The organism is Lysobacter sp. HA35, from assembly GCF_054061195.1.
Map to the genome: position 1 here is coordinate 3,119,673 of NZ_JBSSDY010000001.1, position 24,344 is coordinate 3,144,016.

19 protein-coding genes and 1 riboswitch are annotated in these 24,344 nt (G+C 66.4%); of the genes, 10 read left to right on the forward strand and 9 right to left on the reverse strand.

Features of this window, described 5'->3' with window-relative positions; all coding sequences use genetic code 11:
- Positions 1 to 21: 21 nt before the first annotated feature.
- The 3 genes from ACVWZN_RS15260 to imuA are packed head-to-tail and all read right to left on the reverse strand — an operon-like array spanning position 22 to position 5,212.
- Entirely contained in the window at positions 22 to 3,168 is a 3,147-nt protein-coding gene (locus ACVWZN_RS15260; protein WP_456954555.1) for an error-prone DNA polymerase, read from the reverse strand.
- A 3-nt stretch (positions 3,169 to 3,171) separates the two neighbouring features.
- Complete coding sequence (locus tag ACVWZN_RS15265; RefSeq protein ID WP_456954556.1) at positions 3,172 to 4,581, reverse strand: Y-family DNA polymerase; 1,410 nt, start codon at positions 4,579 to 4,581, stop codon at positions 3,172 to 3,174.
- Position 4,582: 1 nt separating this feature from the next.
- Positions 4,583 to 5,212: a translesion DNA synthesis-associated protein ImuA gene (gene imuA / locus ACVWZN_RS15270; protein WP_456954557.1), complete on the reverse strand. Its 630-nt coding sequence runs from the start codon at positions 5,210 to 5,212 to the stop codon at positions 4,583 to 4,585.
- 239 nt (positions 5,213 to 5,451) lie between these two features.
- Here imuA and ACVWZN_RS15275 point away from each other — a divergent pair, with 239 nt between their 5' ends.
- Positions 5,452 to 5,868: a VOC family protein gene (locus ACVWZN_RS15275; RefSeq protein WP_456954558.1), complete on the forward strand. Its 417-nt coding sequence runs from the start codon at positions 5,452 to 5,454 to the stop codon at positions 5,866 to 5,868.
- Between the two features lie 84 nt (positions 5,869 to 5,952).
- Here ACVWZN_RS15275 and ACVWZN_RS15280 read toward each other — a convergent pair whose 3' ends face one another.
- The 3 genes from ACVWZN_RS15280 to glmS form a co-directional block, all read right to left on the reverse strand.
- A complete protein-coding gene (locus tag ACVWZN_RS15280; protein WP_456954559.1) occupies positions 5,953 to 6,948 on the reverse strand; it encodes an aldo/keto reductase in 996 nt (331 codons plus the stop codon).
- 77 nt (positions 6,949 to 7,025) lie between these two features.
- A complete protein-coding gene (locus tag ACVWZN_RS15285; RefSeq protein ID WP_456954560.1) occupies positions 7,026 to 7,796 on the reverse strand; it encodes a MerR family transcriptional regulator in 771 nt (256 codons plus the stop codon).
- Between the two features lie 69 nt (positions 7,797 to 7,865).
- Positions 7,866 to 9,698: a glutamine--fructose-6-phosphate transaminase (isomerizing) gene (gene glmS / locus ACVWZN_RS15290; RefSeq protein WP_456954561.1), complete on the reverse strand. Its 1,833-nt coding sequence runs from the start codon at positions 9,696 to 9,698 to the stop codon at positions 7,866 to 7,868.
- Between the two features lie 176 nt (positions 9,699 to 9,874).
- Here glmS and ACVWZN_RS15295 point away from each other — a divergent pair, with 176 nt between their 5' ends.
- From ACVWZN_RS15295 to ACVWZN_RS15320, 6 genes are all read left to right on the forward strand, one after another.
- Complete coding sequence (locus ACVWZN_RS15295) at positions 9,875 to 11,149, forward strand: efflux RND transporter periplasmic adaptor subunit (RefSeq protein WP_456954562.1); 1,275 nt, start codon at positions 9,875 to 9,877, stop codon at positions 11,147 to 11,149.
- Between the two features lie 33 nt (positions 11,150 to 11,182).
- Positions 11,183 to 11,902 (forward strand): ABC transporter ATP-binding protein, encoded by a 720-nt coding sequence (locus ACVWZN_RS15300; protein ID WP_027083838.1) that lies wholly within the window; start codon positions 11,183 to 11,185, stop codon positions 11,900 to 11,902.
- A 10-nt stretch (positions 11,903 to 11,912) separates the two neighbouring features.
- Positions 11,913 to 13,223, forward strand: a complete 1,311-nt coding sequence (locus ACVWZN_RS15305) for an ABC transporter permease (protein ID WP_456954563.1) — start codon at positions 11,913 to 11,915, stop codon at positions 13,221 to 13,223.
- A 12-nt stretch (positions 13,224 to 13,235) separates the two neighbouring features.
- A complete protein-coding gene (locus tag ACVWZN_RS15310) occupies positions 13,236 to 14,459 on the forward strand; it encodes an ABC transporter permease (RefSeq protein WP_456954564.1) in 1,224 nt (407 codons plus the stop codon).
- Between the two features lie 61 nt (positions 14,460 to 14,520).
- Complete coding sequence (locus tag ACVWZN_RS15315) at positions 14,521 to 15,852, forward strand: sigma-54-dependent transcriptional regulator (protein WP_456954565.1); 1,332 nt, start codon at positions 14,521 to 14,523, stop codon at positions 15,850 to 15,852.
- 34 nt (positions 15,853 to 15,886) lie between these two features.
- The gene (locus ACVWZN_RS15320; protein ID WP_456954566.1) at positions 15,887 to 17,197 is read left to right on the forward strand and encodes a sensor histidine kinase; all 1,311 of its coding nucleotides are present in this window, start codon (positions 15,887 to 15,889) and stop codon (positions 17,195 to 17,197) included.
- Here the strand turns inward: ACVWZN_RS15320 and ACVWZN_RS15325 are convergent, their stop codons facing one another.
- Entirely contained in the window at positions 17,198 to 17,638 is a 441-nt protein-coding gene (locus tag ACVWZN_RS15325; protein WP_456954567.1) for a GNAT family N-acetyltransferase, read from the reverse strand. It lies immediately after the preceding gene.
- Positions 17,635 to 19,005 (reverse strand): bifunctional UDP-N-acetylglucosamine diphosphorylase/glucosamine-1-phosphate N-acetyltransferase GlmU, encoded by a 1,371-nt coding sequence (gene glmU, locus ACVWZN_RS15330; RefSeq protein ID WP_456954568.1) that lies wholly within the window; start codon positions 19,003 to 19,005, stop codon positions 17,635 to 17,637. Before glmU ends, ACVWZN_RS15325 begins: the two co-directional genes overlap by 4 nt.
- Before the next feature lie 106 nt (positions 19,006 to 19,111).
- Here glmU and ACVWZN_RS15335 point away from each other — a divergent pair, with 106 nt between their 5' ends.
- The 3 genes from ACVWZN_RS15335 to ACVWZN_RS15345 all read left to right on the forward strand — a co-directional run bounded on the left by ACVWZN_RS15335 (position 19,112) and on the right by ACVWZN_RS15345 (position 22,101).
- Positions 19,112 to 21,112, forward strand: coding sequence for a hypothetical protein (locus ACVWZN_RS15335; RefSeq protein WP_456954569.1), 2,001 nt, complete (start codon positions 19,112 to 19,114; stop codon positions 21,110 to 21,112).
- Positions 21,109 to 21,492, forward strand: coding sequence for a GtrA family protein (locus ACVWZN_RS15340; protein ID WP_456954570.1), 384 nt, complete (start codon positions 21,109 to 21,111; stop codon positions 21,490 to 21,492). The genes ACVWZN_RS15335 and ACVWZN_RS15340 overlap by 4 nt, the downstream gene beginning before the upstream one ends.
- 111 nt (positions 21,493 to 21,603) lie before the next feature.
- Complete coding sequence (locus tag ACVWZN_RS15345) at positions 21,604 to 22,101, forward strand: hypothetical protein (RefSeq protein ID WP_456954571.1); 498 nt, start codon at positions 21,604 to 21,606, stop codon at positions 22,099 to 22,101.
- 36 nt (positions 22,102 to 22,137) lie between these two features.
- On the opposite strand, the gene btuB is transcribed toward ACVWZN_RS15345, so the two are convergent.
- A complete protein-coding gene (gene btuB, locus ACVWZN_RS15350) occupies positions 22,138 to 23,976 on the reverse strand; it encodes a TonB-dependent vitamin B12 receptor (protein ID WP_456954572.1) in 1,839 nt (612 codons plus the stop codon).
- A gap of 123 nt (positions 23,977 to 24,099) precedes the next feature.
- Positions 24,100 to 24,315, reverse strand: a riboswitch (cobalamin riboswitch).
- Between the last annotated feature and the right edge of the window lie 29 nt (positions 24,316 to 24,344).

Below are 24,344 nucleotides of genomic sequence, written 5' to 3' on the forward strand. Positions count from 1 at the left end.
CGACGCGAACGAATTCGCGCATCACTGGAAGTCGCGCGAGCGCACCAGAAGCGAGCCGAGCAATTCGTTGAGGTTTTCCAGTCGCGTCGCGATGAGATGTCGCACGCCGTCCTTCGATTCGAGACGGCCACGTACCCGCATCAGCTTCGACTCCATCAGTGCCCGGCGATCGCGCTCGGCGATACGGCGCTGTACGACGACGTTGACCATTCCATCCTCATCTTCGAGCGTGAGGAACGTGATGCCGCTCGCCGTCTGCGGACGCTGGCGAAGCGTAACGAGGCCGGCGAAGGCGACCGCCGATTCATTCGGCAGCGTGGCGAGGTCACGAGAGCGCGGGCACCCCTTTCGCATCAGCACGCTGCGAAGTCGCGACAGGGGATGCCGGTTGAGCGTGAGTCCGATCGTTTCGTAGTCGGTGCGGATCTCGTCGTCGATATGTGGCATGGCAAGCGCGACACTCGGTTCGGCCGTCGGCATATCGAAGAGCGGACGCTGTGCTTCGACACCCATCACCTGCCAGCGCGCCTTGTGTCGATGGCCGAGCAGGCCGCGGAGTGCGCCGGCGTCGGCGAGCAGATCGCGTTCGCGTCCATCGAGCGACGCACGCAGACAGAGGTCGGTGGCATCGGTGAACATTCTTTCGCTACGCGCCGCTTCGATGCGACGGGCGCATTTTTCGTCGAAGCCTTTGATCAGGCACAGGCCGAGGCGCAGCGAGGGTTGGTGTGAAAGATCATCCGGCGCGCCACGGAATTCGAGCGAACAGTCCCAGTCGCTGTATCGGATGTCGACGGGGCGAATCTCCACGCCATGACGTCGCAGGTCCTGCACGATCTGGCTCGGCGAATAGAAGCCCATCGGCTGCGAGTTGAGCAGCGCGGCAGCGAAGGCGACGGGCTCGTGGCATTTGAGCCATGCGCTCTGCCAACAGAGGATGGCGAAGCTGGCTGCGTGTGATTCAGGGAAACCGTAGCTGCCGAAGCCTTCGATCTGTTTGAAGATGCGCTCGGCAAAATCCGGTGGATAACCATTCTTCAACATGCCACCGATCAGCCGGTTTCGATGAGTCAGCACCGAGCCATTGCGTTTCCAGGCGGCCATCGAGCGTCTTAATGCATCGGCATCTTCGCCGGAGTAGCTGGCGGCGGTCATCGCTATCTGCATAACCTGTTCCTGGAAAAGCGGGACACCCATCGTGCGGCCCAGCACGGTGTCGAGCTCGGGCTTGGGACTTTTTGCAGGGGTGCCTGTGCGCCGGCATTCCAGATAGGGCTGGACCATGTCGCCCTGGATCGGCCCGGGTCGCACGATCGCGATCTGGATGACCAAGTCATAGAAACAGGCCGGCTTCATGCGCGGCGCCATCGACATCTGCGCACGTGATTCGATCTGGAACACGCCGATGCTGTCAGCGCGTTGGATCATCTCGAAGACCTTCTGCCCTTGATCGGTGCGTTCGTCGTCGAGCATGAGGTCGGCCGGCGTGATTTTTCGACGGCCGGTATCGGCAAGCAGGTTCAGTGTCTTGCGGATACAGGTGAGCATGCCGAGCGCGAGGCAGTCGACCTTGAGCATGCCCATGTATTCGATGTCGTCCTTGTCCCACTGCACGACGGTACGGTCGTCCATCGCGGCGTTTTCGACCGGCACGAGCGTGGACAGCGGTTGCTCCGAGATGAGGAAGCCGCCGGGATGCTGTGACAGATGGCGAGGAAAACCGATGAGCTGTTCGGAAAGACGCACCAGTCGACGCATCAATGGCGCATCGGGGTCGAAGCCGCGCTCACGCAGATACTGTGCTGCCGGCGCTTCGCCTCCCCAGCGGTCGAGGCTGCGTGCGAGTTCGGAGATCTGGTCCTCCGGCATGCCGAGCGCACGTCCGACGTCGCGTACCGCACTGCGACCGCGATAGGCGATGACGACAGTTGCCAGTGCGGCGCGTTCGCGCCCATAGCGTTGGAAGACGTATTGCAGAACCTCCTCGCGTCGCTCGTGTTCGAAGTCGACGTCGATGTCCGGCGGTTCGTTTTTTCGATTTCTTGAGATGAAACGCTCGAGCAGAAGATTGGCGTGGCCCGGCCGCAGCTCGGTGATGCCAAGCGCATAGCAGACCGCGGAATTGGCGGCCGAGCCACGGCCCTGGCAGAGGATTCCGCGTTCGCGCGCGAAGCGGACGACGTCGTGGACAGTAAGGAAGAATTTCTCGAATCCGAGTTCTTCGATCAGCTCGAGTTCCTTTTCGAGAAGCCGGCGCGCTTTGGCTTTCTGAAGATCAGTGGCCGGGAGTGCATTCCAGCGGGCTTCGATGCCGTCATCGACAAGCTTGCGCAACCAGCTCGATGCGGTGTGGCCATCACCGATCACCTCGTGCGGGTACTCGTAAGTGAGTTCGTGCTTGAGGTCGAACGTACAGCGCGATGCGATGCGGACGGTCTCGTCGAGAAGCTCGCGTGGATAAAGCGACGCCAGCGTCGTCCGGTCGCGAAGGTGGCGCTCGCTGTTGGGAAACAACGCGTAGCCGGCTTCGCGCAGCGAAGTGCGCAGACGTATTGCGGTCATTACGTTCTGCAACGTGCGACGGCCGCGGATATGCATGTGTACATCGCCGCTCGCCACACAGGGCAGGCCGAGTTTTATGCCGAGCTCCTGCAGTTGTCGTGTTCGTGCGGCATCGTCGGGGCCGCGATGAAGCTCGACCGCGATCCAGCACCGCGACGGGAACCGCTCGGCGAGCCAGCGTCCTTGCGCGACATTGGGCTCGGCGCCGGGCAGCCACAGTGCAAGCAGGCCATCGAGCGGACGATCGAAGTCGCTGGCGAGCAGGCGGTAGTGCCCCTTCTCGGCACGTCGACGGGCCGCGGTGATGAGCGAACACAGCGCGACGTAACCTGCTTTCGATTCGACGAGAAGCACACAACGCGGCCCATCTTCGATCGACATCTCACTGCCAACGATCAACGGCAGGTCGACATCCTTTGATGCCTGCAGGGCACGCACGATGCCGGCGAGCGTGCACTCATCGGTAATGGCGAGCGCTGCATAACCTTGGCGTTTCGCGCGTTGGAACAGCTCACGCGCGTTGGAGGCGCCGCGCTGGAAGCTGAAGTCGGAGAGGCAGTGCAACTCGGCGTAAGCCGGTAGCGTGTCGAGCGTCGGCAGTGCCATGGCTCAACCGAACAGGCCATGCAGGATGAAGTCCGTATCGGCGCAGGCATCGCGGAACGCCCAGAGCCGTTGCCCGGCAAAGGTATCGACGACGAAATAGTCGCGACGGATGTCGTTGTCGTCCCACCAGCCTGTTTCGATGCGCTCGGGCCCCGAATGCACGGTGTCGATGTGCTCACGGCAGGCCACAGGCATAGGCAGCAACCAGCCGGGACGCAACGGCATCGACTGCGGTAGCGAGCGTGCAAGACCTTCGTCGAGAACGACACATTCGGGGCGATGATCCGCACGCCAGCTTGGCGGCCGCACAGCAGTGTCGCCAAGGCGGGCACGCAGCCGTTCGCGCAACTGCGGCCATGGCAGGTGCTGATGTGTGCGGGCATCGAACAGGTCACCGGCTTCCGGCACGAATGGCGGAAGTTCGGCCGTACACAACCGCAGTCCGCGTACCGGTGCCGGGACGTGTATCTGTTCCAGCCGGCCGCGCGAGAGTTCGAATAGCGCCGCGGCTTCACGTTCGGGTGTCAGCAGGCCGATGACGACTTCACTGTCGGGTTTGCGCTCGTGTTCGAGCCACAGGCTGAAACGCTGCACGCCGCCGTCGCGGCTACGCAGGAACGTCGAGAGATCCGCAGTCAGGCGACGCAACGGAAACAGGAGTGCCTGGCTGGATTCGACGTCGTACTCGAACTCGATACGCGCTTCGAAGCGATCGGCTGGGCGATGCCAGGTCAACGACGACGGTGTACCCGTTTCGAGCCGGTCGATGTGATCGAGCACGGCAGTCGAAAAACGTCGCGCGATCGACGATCGCGGCACGCCTTTCAGTTCGCGCCATCGACGCAGGCCCATGCGGGCGAGCGCGGTGCATACGTCATGCGGCAAGCCCGTGCGCGCAATCGGTAATTCACCCAGTCGTGCACGCAAGTCGCCCTCATCGACGATCAATTCGTCCTGCACGTTTGCGAGCGCACGCGCCGCCCAGGGATTCGGTGCGACCACAACACGATGCCGGAAACCCATCGTCCGCAACTCCTCGCGCATGCGGGGGACGAGCTGGGTCCATGCACCGAACAGGCGTCGGCTGCGGCCGATCTCGAGCACGACGGAATGCGGCAGGTCGAGGCTGACCAGCGAGCTGTAGCTGTATGCCCAGGCGGCGAGAAGGCGACGGCATCGATCGGCCGCATCGGCGTCGAAATCGATCGCCCGGTAGGCGATGCCGAACGCCTGCGCGGCAGCGAGCGTCATGCCCGGGCGCAGGCCGAGCGTACGCGCGGCCGGATTGACCGAATGCAGGACGCGACGCTGCCGCGGCCCGTGCACGAGCGCGGTGGGCGCACTGGGGTCCTCCATGCGACGCAGCACGTCGTCGAGCGCGAGCTGCGGCAGGAACAGGCAGGCCCATTGCATCTCAGGCGCTCCCGTCGCGCGGGAACGCGATCGGCCACGGCGGCGGATTCGCGCCCCGGCACTTGAGCACGCGCAGGCGTCGCGTCGGTGCAGTCTCGATCGCGATGCGCAGCGGAGCAGGGGATGGATTGCGCGCCACACGGATCGGCCGGAATGCGAAGCCCGTGCAACGCCCGGTTTCGGCCGCGACCTGCAGGCGACGCACCAGGCGATCGTCGTCCGTCGCAGTCCAGCACAGCACCGCCGCGCAGGCGCCCGAACGCAGGCATTGCTCGGTCGCCCAGAGCGCATCCCGCGAATTGGCTTGCACGATGTAGAGCGAATCGAGCCGTACGCCCGCTGCATGCCAGGCCGGTGGATACGGGATGTAGGGCGGGGCGACCAGCACGACGGGCGCGCGTGGCTGCGCCAGGCGCGCGAGCGCCGGCCAGACCAGCTCCAGCTCGCCGACGCCGTCAGCGGGCAGCAGCACTTCATTGAGGCCGGAAGGCAGCCAGCCGCCGGCCGGAAGCACGGAATCGAGCGCGGCAAGGCCGGTTGAAACGCCGTCCTGCGTAGGTGGCGACCCCGTTCGCCCGCGCCAGATCGGGCGTTCGCGAAGCAGGCGATCGAGCGCATGCACCTCACCCATCACGGTATCTCCGATCGAGATGCAGGCGGGATGAGGCTGAAAAGTTCATGCTGTTAGTAATATTACTAACGACGTGACGGGGCAGCTAGCCCGCCGGTCGTCTCACTAGCGCTCTGAGACGGCCGCAGTGTCCGGCCGTGGGTTCGCATCCGATGCGACCGCGCAACACGCCAGCCCACACGCACGCGCTTTCCAGGGAACGCATCGAGCGAAGCTCATGCTCCGCAACGGAGACCGCCATGCGTCCTTTCGATATCCAACGCATCGACCACGTGGTGCTCCGCGTTACCGACCTCGAACGCAGTCGACGCTTCTACGTCGACGTGCTCGGTTGCACGATCGCGCGCGAACGCACCGATCTCGGGCTCGTGCATCTGCGAACAGGTGCGTCGATGATCGATCTGGTCGACATCGCGGGCCGGCTTGGACGTCGTGGTGGCAATGCCGCCGGCACGACCGGTCGCAATGTCGATCACATCTGTCTGCGCGTCGAACCGTTCGACGAAGCAGCGATCCGCGCACACCTTGCAGCGCACGGCGTCGACGTACCGGAGGCCATGTCAACGAATTTCGGTGCGGAAGGCGATGGGCCTTCGCTTTACCTGAGTGATCCCGACGGCAATTCGATCGAGCTCAAGGGCGCTGCGACGTCCTGAGCGTCGAAGCACGTCCGATGTGGAACGCGCTTCGATCGGAGTCGAGGATCGAGCTGCCATGACGCGGCAGCTCGCGCCCGATACTCAGATATTCACCTTCGTCATCCCATCCGCCGGATAACGCGTACCCGCCACGGGATGCGCATCCAGCACCGCGTCGATGCGTGCGACCTCGTTCGCGTCCAGCGTGATGTATGCGGCCTGCGCGTTTTCGTCGAGGCGCTCGATCTTGCGCGTGCCGGGAATCGGCACGATGTCCTCGCCCTGCGCGAGCAGCCAGGCGAGAGCGAGTTGCGCGGGCGTGCAGCCACGCGTCTGCGCGAGATCTTTCACCGCATCGACCAGCGCCTGGTTGCGCGCGGCGTTCGCATCCTGGAAACGCGGATGGTTGCGGCGCGCGTCGTTGGCCGCGAGTTCCTGCGCATTCGGCAGCACGCCGGTGAGGAAGCCACGGCCGAGCGGGCTGTAGGGCACGACGCCGATACCGAGCTCGCGGCAGGTGGGCAGGATGTCGGTCTCGATGTCGCGCGTCCACAGCGAGTATTCGCTCTGCAGCGCGCTGATCGGATGCACGGCATGCGCGCGACGGATCGTCGCGGCCGACGCTTCCGACAGGCCGAGATGCCGCACCTTGCCGGCTTCGACCAATCGCTTCATCGCCCCGACGGTGTCTTCGATCGGTACGTTTGGATCAACGCGATGCTGGTAGTACAGGTCGATCGTCTCGACGCCGAGCCGCTCGAGGCTCGCATCGCACGCGCTTGCGACGTACTCCGGCCGGCCGTTGACGCCGAGGTGCGCACCGTCGGGCGCCCGCATGTTGCCGAACTTGGTCGCCAGCACTACGTCGTCGCGCCGCGTATTCAGCACCTTCGACAGCAGCCGCTCGTTTTCGCCGACGCCGTACATGTCCGCGGTGTCGAGGAAGCAGATGCCGCGATCGAGTGCGTGGTTCAACACGGCGAGGTTGGTCGCTTCCTCGCTCGGGCCATAGAAGTCGGACATGCCCATGCAGCCGAGGCCGATCGCCGAAACGGTCAGGCCCTGGCCGAGGGTGCGGCGGGGATACGATGCAGTCATAGCGGGGCTCCCGGCAAAGCGCGAACGGTACGATCCGGCATGTTAGGCGCGCGCGGAGGCCGCGCGCACCCATGCGCTCACGCCAGCCGCGCCGCCGCGAACGCGCGCATCGCCGTCGCCAGCCATTGGGCGAAACCGGGCGCGATGGCTTCGTACCGCGCGACGAAGTCAGGATGACCGACGTAGAAGTCGGCGAGCCCGGCATAGGCCGCTGCATCGGGCGGACGCGGCCAGCTGCGGCCGACCCAGTCGCGATGGCGCGCGATCAGCTGTTGCACGCGCGGCGTGTCGACCGCATAGCCTTCGGCCATCGCTGCCGCAAGTGCGCCTTCGATATCGCGCAGGTCGGCGATGAAGCCGGCCTTCTGGTCGGCCGACCACGTCGACATCGTACGACGGGCGTGCTCGATGCCGCGCTCGCCGTCCTCGCCGTATTTCGCTTTGACCTCCGCCTCGTAGGCGGCCTGCTTTTCCGCGTCGAAACCGTCGAACAGCGTCTGTCCGTTCATCGTCGTGTCCTCATCCAGGGTGGCGACCGTGTGGTCGATGGTGCGGATGAGGCGATGCAACTGCCCGAGGCGTTCTTCGAAGCGCGCGCGATGTTCGAGCAGCGCGGCCTTCAGGTCGAAGGCCGGGTCGTCGAGTACCGCCGCGATGCGCGCGAGCTCGAAGCCGAGCTCGCGGAAGAACAGCACCTGCTGCAGGCGCAGCAGTTCAGTACGGCCGTAATAGCGGTAGCCGTTGCCGCCGACTTCGGCCGGCACCAGCAGCCCGATCGCGTGGTAGTGGTGCAGCGTGCGAACGCTGACGCCCGAAACCTTCGCGAGTTGCCTGACCGTGTAACGCATCGCATCACCTCATCCGTCCCGCACAGCCTGCGGCCTGACGCGACGTGAGGGTCAAGCGCCGTGCGTCGATTATTCGACCGTCACCGACTTGGCGAGGTTGCGCGGCTTGTCGACGTCCGTGCCGCGTGCGAGCGCCGCGTGGTACGCGAGCAACTGCACCGGAATTGCGTGCACGATCGGCGACAGCACGCCGGCATTGCGCGGCGTGCGAATCACGTGCACCTGCTCGGACTCGCCGAAGTGGCTGTCGGCATCGGCGAACACGAACATCTCGCCGCCGCGCGCGCGCACTTCCTGGATGTTCGACTTCACCTTCTCCAGCAGCGAATCGTTCGGTGCGATCACCACCACCGGCATCGCCTCGTCGACCAGCGCAAGCGGACCGTGCTTGAGCTCGCCAGCCGGATACGCCTCCGCGTGGATGTACGAGATTTCCTTGAGCTTGAGCGCGCCTTCCAGGGCGATCGGGTAATGCATGCCGCGGCCAAGGAACAGCGCATGCTGCTTCGGTGCGAAACGCTCCGACCACACCGCGACCTGCGGCTCGAGGTTGAGCGCGTGCTGCACGGTGCCCGGCAGCTGGCGCAGCGCGTCGATGTACGCCGCTTCCTGCGTCGCATCGAGTCGGCCCTGCAGCTTCGCAAGCGTGCAGGTCAGCGTGAACAGCGCGACCAGCTGCGTGGTGAACGCCTTGGTCGACGCCACGCCGATCTCCGCACCGGCGCGCGTGTAGTACACGAGGCGGCTCGCACGCGGGATCGCGCTCTCGGGCACGTTGCAGATCGACAGCGTCTTCGCGTGGCCGAGGCTCTTCGCGTACTTCAGCGCTTCCATCGTGTCGAGCGTTTCGCCCGACTGCGAAATGGTGACGATCAGGTTCTTCGGGTTCGCATGCGCGTTGCGATAGCGGTATTCGCTCGCAATTTCCACTGTGCACGGCACCTTGGCGATCGCTTCGATCCAGTAACGCGCGGTCAGGCCGGCGTAATAGCTCGTGCCGCAGGCGAGGATCTGCACGCCTTCGACGTCGCGCAGCACTTCGGCGGCGTCGCTACCGAACAGTTCGGCAGTGAATGCACCGTTGTCCATCAATGCTTCGATGGTGTCGGCGACCGCGCGCGGCTGCTCGTGGATTTCCTTCTGCATGAAGTGGCGGTACGGCCCCAGCTCCAGCGACGCCAGCGAAACGTCGGACACATGCACGCCACGATCGACCGGTGCGCCTTCGGCATCGAACACATGCACGAATTCGCGGGTGACGTCGGCGGTATCGCCTTCTTCCAGGAAGATCACGCGGCGCGTGGCCTGGATGATCGCCGACACATCGCTGGCGACGAAGTTCTCGCCGTCGCCCAGGCCGACCAGCAGCGGGCAGCCCATGCGCGCGGCGACCAGCCGACCCGGATCGCGCTTGCTCACCACGGCGATCGCGTACGCGCCTTCGAGTTCGCGCACAGCGGTCTGCGTGGCCGCCAGCAGGTCAAGGCCGCTCTGCTGGTGGAAATGGATCAGGTGCGCGATGACTTCGGTATCGGTCTGCGACTCGAACACGTAGCCGGCCGCGCGCAGGCGATCACGCTGCTGCTCGTGGTTCTCGATGATGCCGTTGTGCACCACCGCCAGCTCACCGAACGAGATGTGCGGATGCGCATTGGTTTCGGTGACGCCGCCATGAGTGGCCCAGCGCGTGTGCCCGATGCCGAGGCGCGCGTGGAAGTTCTCCTGCGCGGCGGCGTTCTCCATTTCGGCGACGCGACCGGTGCGGCGCACGCGGCGCACGTCGTCGCCGTCGATCACCGCGATGCCGGCGGAGTCATAACCGCGGTATTCGAGCCGCTTCAGGCCGTCGATCAGGACCGGAACCACATCGCGATCCGCGATCGCGCCGACGATGCCGCACATGGGGAAGCTCCTCGAAGAAGGCGCCTAGTGTAGCGGCCGGGTGTCCGTCCGGCGGAGGCGGACGCTGTCCGCGGACGGCGTGCGTTCGGAATCCAGCGTTTCGGATCAAGGGCTTACGGTTGGCACGATGCCTGCTTAAAGCCGCTGGCAAAGCCCTTCCTTTTTTTGTCGATCCCATGGCCATTCGCGACACCTCCGCACAGGACGTGCAGGTTTCAACCACCGAACCCGGCCGCGGCCGGCGCCGCCTCTACCTCGTCGGCGGCGTCGCCGTGGTCGCGCTGGTGCTCGCTTTCGGCGTCGCCGCGCGCTTCACCGGCTCGCGGTCGATCGACGTGCAGCGCCTGCGCATCGCCGAGGTCACCCGCGGCACGCTGGTGCGCGACGCGCAGGTCAACGGCCGCGTGGTCGCCGCGGTCAGCCCGACCTTGTACGCGCCAGTCGCGTCCACGGTGGTGTTCGAGAAGCACGCCGGCGACAAGGTGAAGAAGGGCGACGTGCTGGCCCGGCTGGTGTCGCCCGAACTCGAAAGCGAGCTGGCGCGTGAGCGTTCGACGCTGCAGCAGCTCGAATCCCAGACCGGCACCGCGCGCATCGCGGCCTCGCGTTCGCGGCTGGACGCGCGCAAGGAAGCCGACGAAGCGCAGATCGCGCTGCAGTCCGCCGAGCGCGACCTGCAGCGCATCGAACGCGGCTTCAAGGGCGGCGCGCTGGCCGAGATCGACTACCTTCGCGCGCAGGACGCACTCAAGACCGCGCAGATCCGCTCGCGCAACGCGATCCAGGCCGCGCAGCTCACCGGCACCAGCGCCGGCTTCAGCGTGCAGACCAGCGCACAGGAAGCGCAACGCCAGCGACTGGTCGTGATCGAAGCGCAGCGTCGCGTCGACGAGCTCGAAGTGCGCGCTCCGATCGATGGCGTCATCGGCACGACGCTGGTTGCTGATCGCGCGGTGGTGCCGGCGAACGCTGCGCTGCTCACGGTCGTCGATCTGTCGCGCCTCGAAGTCGAACTCGAAGTGCCGGAAACCTATGCCGAAGACCTCGGCCTCGGCATGACCGCGCAGGTACAGGTCGGCGCGAACACCGCGAACGCGACGATCTCGTCGATCTCGCCGGAAGTCGTGAACCGCGAAGTGCTCGCACGTGTCCGCTTCGTCGACGGCAAGCAGCCGCCGGGCCTGCGCCAGAACCAGCGCGTCAACGCGCGCGTGTTGATCGAGGAGCGCCCGAACGTGGTGATGGTCGAGCGTGGCCCGTTCGTCGATGCCGCGGGCGGTCGCTATGCGTACTTCGTCGACGGCAACAGCGCGACCAAGCGCCCGATCCGCGTCGGCGCGACCAGCATTTCGGCCGTCGAACTGCTCGACGGCGCCAAGCCGGGCGACCGCATCGTGGTCGCAGGCAGCGACCTGTTCGGCGACGCCGAAAAAATCTCCATCTCCAACTAATTCCCCTTCGAATCCGCAGTCGAGGACGTCCCGATGCTCCACATGAGCCAGCTCAGCAAGGTCTACCGCACCCACATGATCGAGACGCATGCGCTGCGCGGGCTCGACATCCACGTGCGCGAAGGGGAGTTCGTCGCAGTGACCGGCCCGTCGGGTTCGGGCAAGACGACCTTCCTCAACATCGCGGGCCTGCTCGAGGATTTCACCGGCGGCGACTACAAGCTCGACGGCGTCGACACGCGCGGCCTCAACGACGGCCAGCGCAGCAAGCTGCGCAACGAGAAGATCGGTTTCATCTTCCAGGGCTTCAACCTGATTCCCGACCTCAACCTGTTCGACAACGTCGACGTGCCGCTGCGTTATCGCAAGCTGTCGTCGGCCGATCGCAAGAAGCGCATCGAAGAAGCGCTGGGGCAGGTTGGGCTGTCGTCGCGCATGAAGCATTTCCCGGCCGAACTCTCCGGTGGTCAGCAGCAGCGTGTTGCGATCGCGCGTGCGCTCGCCGGCAGCCCGCGTCTTCTTCTGGCCGACGAGCCGACGGGCAACCTCGATTCGCAGATGGCGCGCGGTGTCATGGAACTGCTCGAGGAGATCAACGCGAAGGGCACGACGATCGTGATGGTCACGCACGATCCGGAACTCGCCGCGCGTGCGCAGCGCAACATCCACATCATGGACGGACTGGTGACCGACATCAGCGCGGCGTCCGCGCTGCACGCGGTCACGCATCCGGACATGCAGGCTTCCGCCTGAGGACATCGCCATGTTCAGTTACTACCTGAAGCTCGGCGTCCGCAACCTGCGGCGCAACCCCGTGCTCACCGCATTGATGGTGCTGACGCTCGCCGTCGGCGTCGCGGCGAGCATGTCGTCGCTCACGCTGCTGTATGCGATGAGCGGTGATCCGATTCCGCAGAAGTCCTCGCGCCTGATCGTGCCGCTGCTCGACAACGCACCGCTGCAGCAGCCCAACCCCAGCAAGGATCCGCCCACGCAGCTCACCTATCGCGATGCGATGGCGCTGCGCGCATCGGGCAAGACGCCGCATTCGACTGCGGTGCTCGGTATCGGCGGCGCGGTCGCCAGTGACAAGCCGGACGCACGCCCCGAACTCGTCGAAGGCGTGGCGGTGAACAACGACTTCTTCGGCATGTTCGACGTGCCGTTCGCCGCCGGCGGTGCATGGAGCGCGAGCGACGACAGCCGCGGCGGCGACGTCGCGGTGATCTCCAAATCGCTCGCCGGTCGTGTGTTCGGCGAGGCGAATGCCATCGGCCGCACCATCCATTTCGACAACCGCGACTACCGCGTCACCGGCGTCATCGACCGCTGGGAGCCGCTGCCGAAGTTCTACCGGCTCGTAGGTGGCAACACGCTGGCGTTCGAGGACGTGTTCATCCCGTTCAACAACGCGATCGGCAAGGAGATGGATCCGAACGGAAGCGTCGAATGCAATTCCAACGGCGAGATCAAGCCCGGCTACCAGGGTCTGATGGATTCGGAATGCGTGTGGGTGCAGTTCTGGGCCGAACTCGCGAGCCCCGGTGATCGCGCCAGCTACAAGCAGTACCTCGACGACTACGCACGCGAGCAGAAGAAGCTCGGCCGTTTCGAGCGCCCGCTCAACAATCGCATTTACAACGTGACCGAATGGCTGGACAAGCAGGAAGTCGTCAGCGACGACAGCCGCCTGCAGACCTGGCTCGCGTTCGGCTTCCTGCTGGTCTGCCTGGTCAACGTGATCGGCCTGCTGCTCGCCAAGTTCACCGCACGCAGCGGCGAGATCGGCGTGCGTCGCGCCCTAGGTGCGCCGCGCATCGAAGTCTTCAAGCAGTACCTCACCGAGTCGGGCGTGGTCGGACTGGTCGGTGGTGGACTTGGCGTCGCGCTGACCTTCGCGATCCTCGCGCTGATGTCGCGGCAGTCCACGCAGATCAAGGCCATGGCGCACATGGACTGGGTGATGTTCGGCACGGCGATCGGCCTGTCGCTGGCCGCCAGCCTGCTCGCCGGCCTGCTGCCCACCTGGCGTGCCTGCCAGGTGCGTCCCGCCGTCCAGCTCAAGTCGCAGTAAGCGGAGAACATCATGGAAATCCGTCCCATTCTGTCCGCGCTCCTGCGCAGCAAGACCGGCGCCGTGCTCATCGCCGCGCAGATCGCACTCACGCTCGCGATCATCGCCAACGCGCTGTACATCGTGAACGACCGCGTCGCGCGTTCGAACCGGCCCACCGGGCTCGACGAAGCGAACACGTTCTATATCGACTTCCAGACGATCGGTAAGCCCACCGACAAGGAAGCGATGCAGAAGCGCGACGTCGAAACGCTGCGCGCGATTCCGGGCGTAGTCGACGCCGCGTGGATCAACCAGTTCCCGATGACGCAGAGCGGCTGGGGCCTGGGCCTCACCACCACGCCGCAGGACGACGCGTCGGGCACCGCGGGCGCCGCGTACTTCACGCCCGATTCGCTGACCAAGACGCTCGGCGTCAAGATCATCGAAGGCCGTGATTTCACGCCGGACGACGTGCGCACCGTGGACCCGGACACCGGCCAGCTCGCCGCCGACAGCGTGATCGTCACCAAGACGATGGCTAAGAAGCTGTGGCCTGACGCGACGTCGTACGTCGGCCGCCCGGTGTCGCTGGGCGCGGGGGGTGAAGCGGTGCCGCTGCGCGTGGTCGGTGTCATCGACCAGCTGATGTCGCCGTTCGCGCAGCGCACCGATAACGCCTACAGCGGTTTCGTGTTGCCCGTGCGCTACCTCGTCAGCGAGGGCAGCTACGCAGTGCGCACCGCGCCCGGTCAACGGGATCGCGTGATGCGTGCTGCCGAAGATGCGCTTGGCAAGCTGCGCAACGACCGCGTCATGACCAGCAACCGGTCGACCGACGAATATCGCGCGCGTCGCTACCAGAGCGAGCACGCCGTGGCCGGCATGCTGATCGCGGTGACGATCGGCCTGTTGCTGGTCACGGGCAGCGGCATCGTCGGCCTCGCCAGTCTGTGGGTGACGCAGCGTCGCAAGCAGATCGGCGTGCGCCGCGCGCTGGGCGCAACGAAGCTCGACATCCTGCGTTACTTCCTCGTCGAGAACGCGATGATCACCACCGTCGGCGTGGTCATCGGTGTCGCATTGGCGCTCGCGTTGAACCAGGTGTTGGTCAGCAAGCTCGAACTGCCGCGCCTGCCACTGCCGTATCTCGGCTACGGCATGCTGACGCTGTGGGGCTTGGGCATACTGGCGGTGTACGGGCCGGCGTCGCGCGCGGCCGCGGTTCCGCCGGCCATCGCCACGCGCAGCGCCTGATGCCTGCAGGGGAAATCATGTCCGACCACGATCGATTCGAGCACCGGGAAGCGATGCACTGATGGCCCGCGTGCTCGTCATCGACGACAACCCCGCGGTGGCGACCGCGCTCGAGGTGCTGTTCTCGCTGCACGACATCGAGACGGTGCCGGCGTCGTCGCCGCAGGAAGGCCTCGCGCTGCTGGATCGCGAGATGGTCGACCTGGTCGTGCAGGACATGAATTTCCATGCGGACACCACGTCGGGCGAGGAGGGCCGCGCGCTGTTCGCCGAAATCCGCGCGCGGCATCCGGACCTGCCGGTGATCCTGCTCACGGCGTGGACGCATCTCGACGCCGCGGTGGATCTGGTGCGCGCGGGTGCAGCGGATTACCTCGGAAAGCCGTGGGACGACCGGCGCCTGATGGCGTCGGTCAACAACCTTTTGGAGCTGTCGCAGGCGCGGCAGGAGATCGGGCGTCGACTGTCGTCCGAACGCCGTCGTCGCGAAGCACTCACGCGCGAGTTCGACCTGCGTGACGTCGTGTTCGCCGATGCGATGACCGAAGCCGCGTTGTCGCTCGCGTGCCAGGTCGCACGCTCCGAGTTGCCCGTGCTGATCACGGGCCCGAATGGCGCGGGCAAGGAAAAATTCGCGGAGATCGTGCATGCGAACTCGGCAGTGAAGGACGGCCCGTTCGTCGCGCTCAACTGCGGCGCGCTGCCGGGCGAATTGATCGAAGCCGAACTGTTCGGCGCCGAAGCGGGCGCGTACACCGGCGCCACGCGAGCACGCGAAGGCAAGTTCGAAGCCGCCGACGGCGGCACGCTGTTCCTCGACGAGATCGGCACGCTGCCGCCCGCCGGGCAAGTGAAACTGTTGCGCGTGCTGGAAACCGGGCGCTTCGAACGACTTGGCGGAAATCGCGAGCGCACGGTCAAGGTACGCGTAGTCAGCGCCACCAATGCGGACCTGCCGTCGATGATCGCTTCGGGCCAGTTCCGGCAGGACCTGTTCTATCGACTCAACGCGGTCGAAGTGCGTGTGCCCGCGCTCGCCGAGCGCACCGACGACATCATTCCGCTCGCGCGCCATTTCCTGCCGCGCGGCAGGCGTTTTGCGGCCGATGCCGAGCGCGCCCTGCTCGCGCATGCATGGCCTGGCAACGTGCGCGAGCTGCGCAACGTGGTGCAGCGTGCGGCACTGCTGTCACGCGGTGATGCCATCGAAGCGCGTGATCTCGGTCTTCCGACGCCGGTCGTCGCCGTCACCAATGACGAACCGGACCGCGCGGGTATCGAAGCGGCACTCACCCGCCATGCCGGCGTGGTCGCGCAGGCTGCGTCTGACCTCGGCCTGAGCCGTCAGGCGCTCTATCGCCGCATGGAGCGGCTGGGAATCGCGCGGCCATGAGCCGCCATTGCCACGACTTGTTGGAGCGCGCGAAGTGCGCCGGCGCCGCCTCCCGCTGACCGCAGCATTCACGCTGGTCGCAGCGCTGCATGCGCTGGTCGCGTCGACCCTCGCGCTGGCGCTGTACCGCTACGTGTTTCATGCGTTCGGCGTGTCGATGCTGCTCGGCGTGCTGGTGGACCTGCCGTTACTCGCCTACCACGTGCGTCGCGTGCTCGCGCCCATGCGTTCGCTGTTCCGCGCGCTTGCCGGCACAGTGGCCAGCTATCGCGACGGCGACTTCAGCTTCGGCATCACCTGGAACGGCGATGGCGAGCTGCAGGAGCTCGTCGACAGCCACAATGCACTCGGTGACGTTTTGCGCGAGCAACGCGTCGCGCTCGTGCAGCGCGAGTTGCTGCTCGACACGATGGTGCAGAACACCCCGGTGTCGATGGTGCTGGTCGGGCCATCCGGCCATGTCGTGCATGCGAACCTCGCCGCGCGTCGCATGCTCGGCGAAGGCCGTCGCCTCGAAGGCCGCACGTTCGACGACCTGCTTGCCGAATCACCCGAAGCGCTGCGCGATGCCTTCGAGCGCGGCGGCGACGCGATGTTCACCGTCGGCGATGACGACGACGAGGACATCTACCACCTCTCGCGTCGTCACTTCCGCCTCAACGGTGGTCGACACGAACTCGTGCTGCTCCGCCAGCTCACCGCCGAGCTGCGCCGGCAGGAAGTGCAGACCTGGAAGAAGGTGATTCGCGTGATCTCGCACGAGCTCAACAACTCGCTCGCACCGATTGCATCGCTCGCGCATTCGGGCGCGGAGCTGGTGCGTCGCGGACAGTACGAGCGGCTGCCGATCGCGTTGTCCACCATCGAGGAACGCGCACGTCACCTGGAAGGCTTCATCCGCGAATACGCACGCTTCGCCAAGCTGCCGGCGCCGCGGCTGGAGACGGTCGAGTGGTCGCGCTTTCTCGCGCAGTTGCAGGCGCAGGTGCCGTTCAAGGGCGAGACGACCATCGACGGCGTTGCCCGCATCGACATCGCGCAGATGGAGCAGGCGCTGCTCAACCTGCTCAAGAACGCGCATGAATCCGGTTCGACACATGACGGCGTCGAGCTGATGCTGCGACGCCTGCCCGATGCATGGCGCATCGACGTCCTCGATCGCGGACACGGCATGAACGAGGCGGTGCTCGCGAATGCGCTGCTGCCGTTCTATTCGACCAAGCGTAACGGCACGGGCCTGGGGCTGGCGTTGGTTCGCGAGATCGCCGAGGCGCACGGCGGGCGCGTGTCGCTCGCCAATCGTCAGGATGGCGGGCTGTGCGTATCGATGACGCTTCCGGCCTGATCAGCCTGGCTGCGTCGCCGTGTAGATGTCGGGCGAGTAGCGCTCCATGAGCGATGCCGGCTTAACTGGCGGCGTGAATCCGTAGCGCGCGTACAGCGCATGCGCATCGCGGGTCGCGAGCATGAACCGGCGCAGGGCCTGCAACTGCGGATGCGCGAACACCGCATCCATCAGCTGCGTGCCATAGCCGCGGCCACGTACCTCGTCGAGCACGAATACGTCGGCAAGATAGGCGAACGTCGCGAAGTCGGTGACCACGCGCGCGAACGCGACTTGCCGACCATCGAGCAGACCGGAAAAGCAGAGCGAATTGTCGACCGATCGCTGAACGGTCTCGCGCGGAATGCCGGGCGCCCAGTACGACTGCGTCGACAGCCAGCGATGCACCAGGTCGACATCGACCTGTGCCCGATCGGTGCTGACGATGAACCCGTCGCTCACTTCGGCGTCTTGGTCGGGCGCTGCCAGCCTTCCAGCGTGGCCTGGCGCGCGCGGCCGACGGTGAGCTCACCCGCCGGTGCGTCCTTGGTGATCACCGAGCCCGCGCCTACGGTCGCGTTCGCGCCGATCACGACGGGCGCCACGAGCGACGAGTTCGAGCCGATGAATGCGCCGTCCTCGATCGTCGTGCGGTGCTTGTTCGCGCCGTCGTAATTGCAGGTGATGGTGCCCGCGCCGATGTTGACCTTGCTGCCGACCACCGAGTCGCCGACGTAGGCGAGGTGGTTGGCCTTGCTACCGATGCCCATGGTCGTCGCCTTCGTTTCGACGAAGTTGCCGATGTGCACGCCGTCGGCCAACACGGTGCCAGGGCGAAGTCGCGCGTACGGGCCGATTTGTGCGGCGCCATCGACGACCACGCCTTCGAGATCGCAGTGCGCGCGCACTACCGTTCCCGCGCCGAGCTTGACGTCCTTCAGCCGGGTGAACGGTCCGATGCGCACACCGTCGCCGAGTTCGACTTCGCCTTCGAGGATGACGTCGACATCGATCGACACATCCATACCGACGCGCACCGTGCCGCGCTGGTCGAAACGATTCGGATCCGCGAGCGTCGCGCCGGCCACGCACAGGGCATGTGCGCAACGGCGCTGCAGGGCGCGCTCGAGTTGCGCCAGCTGCCAGCGATCGTTCGCGCCTTCGACTTCGATCGGATCGTCGACGAGAACGATCTCCGCCGGGCCGAACTCGTCCGCGGCAGCGGCGAACACGTCGGTGAGGTAGTACTCGCCCTGCGCGTTGTCGTTGGTCAGGTGCGTCAGCCAGCGATGCAGCGGCGCGGCGTCGGCAACGAGGATGCCGGTGTTGATCGTCGTGATCTGGCGCTCGTCATCGGTCGCGTCCTTCTGCTCGACGATGCGCGCCACCTTGCCTGCGGCGTCACGGATCACGCGGCCGTAGCCGTTCGGGTCGTCGACTTCGGCGGCCAGCATCGCGATGCGGCCTTCGGCTTCGAGCAACGTCTGCAGCGTATGCGTGCGGATCAGCGGGACGTCGCCGTACAGCACGAGCACGCGCGCGTCCTGATCGATTTCGGGGATCGCCTGCAGCACGGCGTGGCCGGTGCCGAGGCGCTCGGTCTGCTCGACCCAGTCGAGGTCGGACTGGCCGTCGAATGCGGCGCGCACCTGCTCGCCGTGATGGCCGTAGACCACGTGGATGCCGGCCGGCTCGAGCACGCGGGCGGTGTCGACGACGTGCTGCAGCATCGGAATGCCCGCCACCGGCTGCAGCACTTTCGGGCGCGCGGATTTCATGCGCTTGCCTTCACCGGCGGCGAGGATGACGACGTGCAGGGGCGCGGACATGGCGGTCACAGGCGGCAGGGTGGACGGAGGATTCTAACGGTCGCGCCGGTGACGGCCGGCAGGCGCGGCTGCCCAAGCAGCGGGCGAGCCTCTACCATCCCCGCCCGTGTCCGTATCGCCTCTGCCCCCGACGCCCGGCGTCCTTCTCCACCGACGCCTCGTCGAAGCGGGCGCGCTCGCGTGCGTGGCGGGTTTCGTCGGTCACCGCATGTGGGCCGCACTGCCGGCCGCGCGGTTCGGCGAATCGCTGGTGCTCGCGCTGCTGTGGCTGGCGATCGCGTGGGGCGTGGCGCGCGTGGCGAGGCGCCGCATTGCGGATGGCATCGCGCTGGTCGGGTTCATCGCGCTGCTGGTGATGGCCGGGCCGGTGCCGGTACTGGCGACGATGTTGCTGGCGGCCGGTGCGGTCGCGATCGGTACGTGGTTCGTCGACGACATCGCGACGGCGTTCTGCGTCGGCGCGGCGGTGATTGCCGGGGTCGTCGGCTGGTTGCTGCCGGCGCCGATGCATTCGCCTTGGTTGTATGTCGTGGTGTTCGTCGCGTTAATCGCTGTTCGTCGGCACGCGCTGTTCGGCGTGCTGCGCCAAACGCGCGACGCATGGCGTTCGACCATCGACGAGTCACCACGCGCATGGAGCGGCGCCGCACTCGCCGTCGGCCTCGCTTCTGCGGGCGCGTGGCTGCCGACGCTGCAGTACGACGATCTCGCCTACCACCTCGGGCTGCCGTGGCAATTGATGGAGCACGGGCGCTATGCGCTCGACGCATCGCAGCAGGTCTGGGCGCTCGCGCCGTGGGCAGGCGATGTCGTGCAGGGCATCGTGCAGGTGATCGCGCGGCAGGAAGCGCGCGGCGCCGTCGATGCGATGTGGTTGCTGGCAATCGTCATCGGTGCATCGAGGCTTGCGGCGTCGCTCGGTGCGACCGCGACAACGCGCGCATTGACCGTTGCACTCGTTGCCACGCTGCCGCCCATCGCGGCACTCGCCGGCAGCATGCAGACCGAGCTGCCGGCGATGGCGGTGATGCTCGCGCTGGCATGTCTTGCGACAAAACCGCGAAGCGGTGCGTGCGGACTGATCGCGATCGCCGTGCTCGCGGGCCTGCTCGCGGGCCTCAAGTCCATCCATCTGCTCGCCGCGGCGCCGCTGGTGCTGATCGCCGCATGGCGGCGTCGAAAGGACATGCGCCTCGGTAGAGCGCTCGTCGCAACGCTCGCCTTCCTCGCGGTCGCCGGATCGAGCTACGCCTACGCGACGCTGACCTGCGGCAACCCGGTGCTGCCGCTACTGAACGGTTTCTTCCACTCACCCTGTTTCGCGCCGGTCGACTTCAACGATCCACGCTGGCACACGTTGCCTGGCGTGCCGTTGCCGTGGTCGATGACCTTCATGACGCGCGCGCACCTCGAAGGCTGGAACGGCGGCATCGGTTTCGCGCTCATCGCACTGTCGGGCGCCGCGATCGCTGCATTGATCGACCGTCGCACCCGCGTGCTCGCCGTCTGCGCGCTCTTCGCGATCGCCGCGCCAATGATGCTGATCGCTTACGCGCGGTACGTTGTGCCCGGGATCGTGTTGATGATTCCGATCGCGGTCGTCGCGATGCAGCACGTCATCCCGCCGCGTCGCGTCGCGGTCTTGGGCATCGCACTGTGCGTGCTCGATCTCGCGTTCCAAGCCAACTCGCAATGGATCCTGCACACGGGCGGCATCAAGCACGCGCTCGTCGCAGGCGGCCGTGATGCGCCGCTGTTTGCGCGCTACGCGCCCGAGCGAGTCGCCAACGCGCAACTGCGCACACTCGCGCCGGACGCCACGGTGCTGGACCTCGGCGGCGCAGCGCATGCCGAGCTCGCCGGCCGCGGGCGCACGACGCTCTGGTATTCGCCGCGCCTGAATACGGCGGCGATGCAGGCGGACGCCGACCCGACCGGCGCCGCGTGGGCCCAGCTGCTGCGCGCGAACCGCATCGACATCGTGCTTCTGCGTGAACAAGACGCAACCCCCGCGCGCCGTGCAGGCCTGGCCCGCACCGCCGCCCACCCGATCCTGACCGTCGGCCCGGTAAAGTGCTGGCGCCTTCCCGCACCCGGTCCACGATGAGCCTCAGCCGACAAAGCCGCGCCTACCTCACCATCGGCCTGATCCAGTGGCTGGTCGACTGGGCCGTCGTGGTCGCGCTGAGCCATGCCGGCATGAGCATCGAGATCGCGAACGTGATCGGCCGCATCGCCGGCGCGATGCTCGGTTTCCGCATGAACGGGCGTTTCACCTTCGGCGATGGCGACACCGCGCCGGGCGGTCCGCAATTCACGCGCTACATGGTGATGTGGGTGTCGACCACCATCGTCAGCACATGGTCGCTGGGCGCGATCGATCGCGGCGTCGGCCTGCACTGGGCGTGGCTCGCCAAGCCGGGCGTCGAGTTCATCCTCGGCGTGATCGGCTTCCTGCTGTCGCGGCACTGGGTCTATCGCCGCTGACGCACGTCGCGGTTTCGAAGCGTTCACCGGACGCCAGTTAATTCTTGTCTCCAGTCGGCCCCGCGCGGGCCGATAGCCAGGTTGTGGGTCTTTGGCGACGGAGGTCCGGGGATGGTCGAATTGCGTCGGGGCGCGCCTGCCGAGTTGTGGCAGACGCTGGTGCATGAAGCGGGCGAGCGCGCCGGTTGCGCGCTGGACGAATCGCGCGAGAGCTACCTCGTCTTCGTGCTGCTCAGGCACCAGGGCGACGGCCACCTGCTCGCGCGCACGCAGGCGATCGAATGGCTGCACGCGCAGTCGCTCACCGGTCGCGCACGCGACGATTCATTGCGCGATGTCGGCGACCGCTGCCTGTTGATCGCGGGCCTGTATCCCGCGCTTGCGGAGCGACGACGCGTCGACGTCCGCTACTTCATCGACATCGGCCGCAGTGCGTACGCCGGTATCGCCGATGGCGGACGTAATGCATACGCCACTTTGTTCGCACAACTCGCCGACAGTTACGGCGAGCTGGTGTGCACATTGCGCGCGGTGCGCCCGGACATGACCGGCCTGTCGATCGACTACGAACGCCTCGCGCGACTGGTGCCTGCACCCGGGCGACACTGACGCGACCGCCGGCATCTGCCGACGGTCGCGATGCGGTTACGGCGTGGGCGCGTAGCGCAGGGTGACGAACAGACCGCGGCCCGGCTGGCGGTAGTACTCGACGGTTTCGTACGTGCGATCGAACACGTTCTCCACGCGCGCCTGCAGGCGCAGCGCGGGCGTGAACGCGTATTCCGCGCGAAGGTCGAACGTGGCGAACGCGCCGAGGCGACGCGTATTGCCGAGATCGTCGTAACGCGCGCCTTCGCCAGCACCTGTGATGCCGAAGCGGAACGCGCCGAAGTCGTGGTCCAGATCCAGGCGCGCGCTTTCGCGTGCGCGGCGCGGCAGCAGGAAGCCGGACAGGCCGTCGCTTCGGTTCTTCGCATCCACCCAACTGATGCTGCCGGATGCCGTCCAGCCCGCGAGCGTCGTATTGCCGCTCAGCTCGGCGCCACGCAGGCGTGAGCGGGAAATGTTCTCGGGACGTAGCGAGGCCGCGCTGTACGAGATCAGATCGTCGACGGTGGTCTGGTACAGGTCGAGACGCGCGCCGGAGACCGCACCGCTCCATGCGACGCCCGCTTCGATCGTGCGTGAGCTTTCCGGCTGCAGCGCAGAGTTACTGCAGCACGGGTAGTAGAGCTCGTTAAACGTCGGCGCCTTAAACGCAGTGCCCGCTCCAAGCGTGACGCGCCACTGCGACGCGAACGCGACGCCGAACGCCAGATTGCCCGTCGAATGGCCGCCGAACTGCTGGTTGTCGTCGTGGCGCACGCTCGCTTGCAGGTCGAGCGCACCGAAATCGCCTTGGTATTGCACGAAGCCCGCTCGATCGATGCGTTGCTTCAGCGCGTAGGGCGTGGTGCCGTCGATGCGGTCGCGTTGCCACTCGGCACCTGCGCTGAGACGCTGCCCTTCGGCGACGGTGAAGTCGCCCTGCAGCGACGCGGTGTCGCGATTGCTCGCGAAGTCGCCTTGGAACGTGGCGCCGGAGAAGTTGTCCGACGCATCGCGGTTGCGACCGGCCTGCAGTCGCAGCGACGCATTGCTCGACGGCGTCCATGTCACGCCGCCGCCGATCACCTGCTGCACGACCTTCGAGCGGTTGTAGAAGCCGTCGTATTCGTTGTCGCCTTCGGCGCGTAGCGCGTTCGCGTCGGCCTTCCAGCCGTCGGCGATGTCGATACCGCCGCGCAGCGACAGCGCATCGCGCGTGTAGCCGTCGCGATCGGGTTCGTTCGTGAAGCAACCGGCACCGTCGAACGTCACCGGATCGAAGAAACCACGGCACGAATCGAACCCACGCGTCTCCTGATGCGAATAATCCGCGCCCAACCAACCACGTCCCACACGACCACCAAACCCCGCGCTCGCCTCATACGTATCGCGGCTGCCCGCGCCGATCGACATGCGCGGCGTCAGCGCGCCGGTATCGCGCTTGGTGAAGATCTGGATGACGCCGCCGATCGCCTCGCTGCCGTACAGGCTCGAACGCGGGCCGCGCACGATCTCGATGCGATCGATCAGCTCGACCGGAATGTCCTGGAACGCGACGAGGCCGGACGTCGCCGAACCCATGCGAACGCCGTCGACCAGCACCAGCACGTGGTCGGATTCGGACCCGCGCATGAAGAGGGTGGTGAGCTTGCCGAGCCCGCCTTGGTTGCCGATCGAAATGCCGGCGCGGCCGCGCAGCAGGTCGGGCAGCGAACGCGCCTGGCTGCGTTCGATCTCGGCGCGGTCGATGACTTCGACCGGCGCAAGCACGTCGCGCACGGCGACCGGCGCGCGGTTCGCGGTGACCACGACAGTGTCGAGCTTGGTCGCGTCGTCCGCGAAAGCGGGCGTCGCCATCGACGCGGCGATGGCGAGGGTGATGAGGCGATACGTCATTGCGGTACTTCTCCGGCGTGCACGACCCCACGTCGTGCGGTCATAAGGAATCGCGAGGAGAAGGCGGAAGCGGGACGACGGCGCAGCAAGGCGACGCGAGCCGCCGCAATGCCCTCCGCATCGCAACCAGTCGACAATCGGGCCGGTCTCCGGACTCGCGAGTGGATGCCGACTTCGCATCCCTCCTTGGCGCCTTCCCGTGACATGACGTCACAGTGGCCGATGCCGCGGATTGACTCGCTTACCGTTGCGGGGGCAGTGCCGGGCTGGCGCAGTGCGCGTCACCGGCTTCCCGTTTCAACCTGCGAATCGCAGGTCACCCGAAAGCGGCGCGAAGTCTACGGGAAAGCACGGTGCCGCGCGCGGCG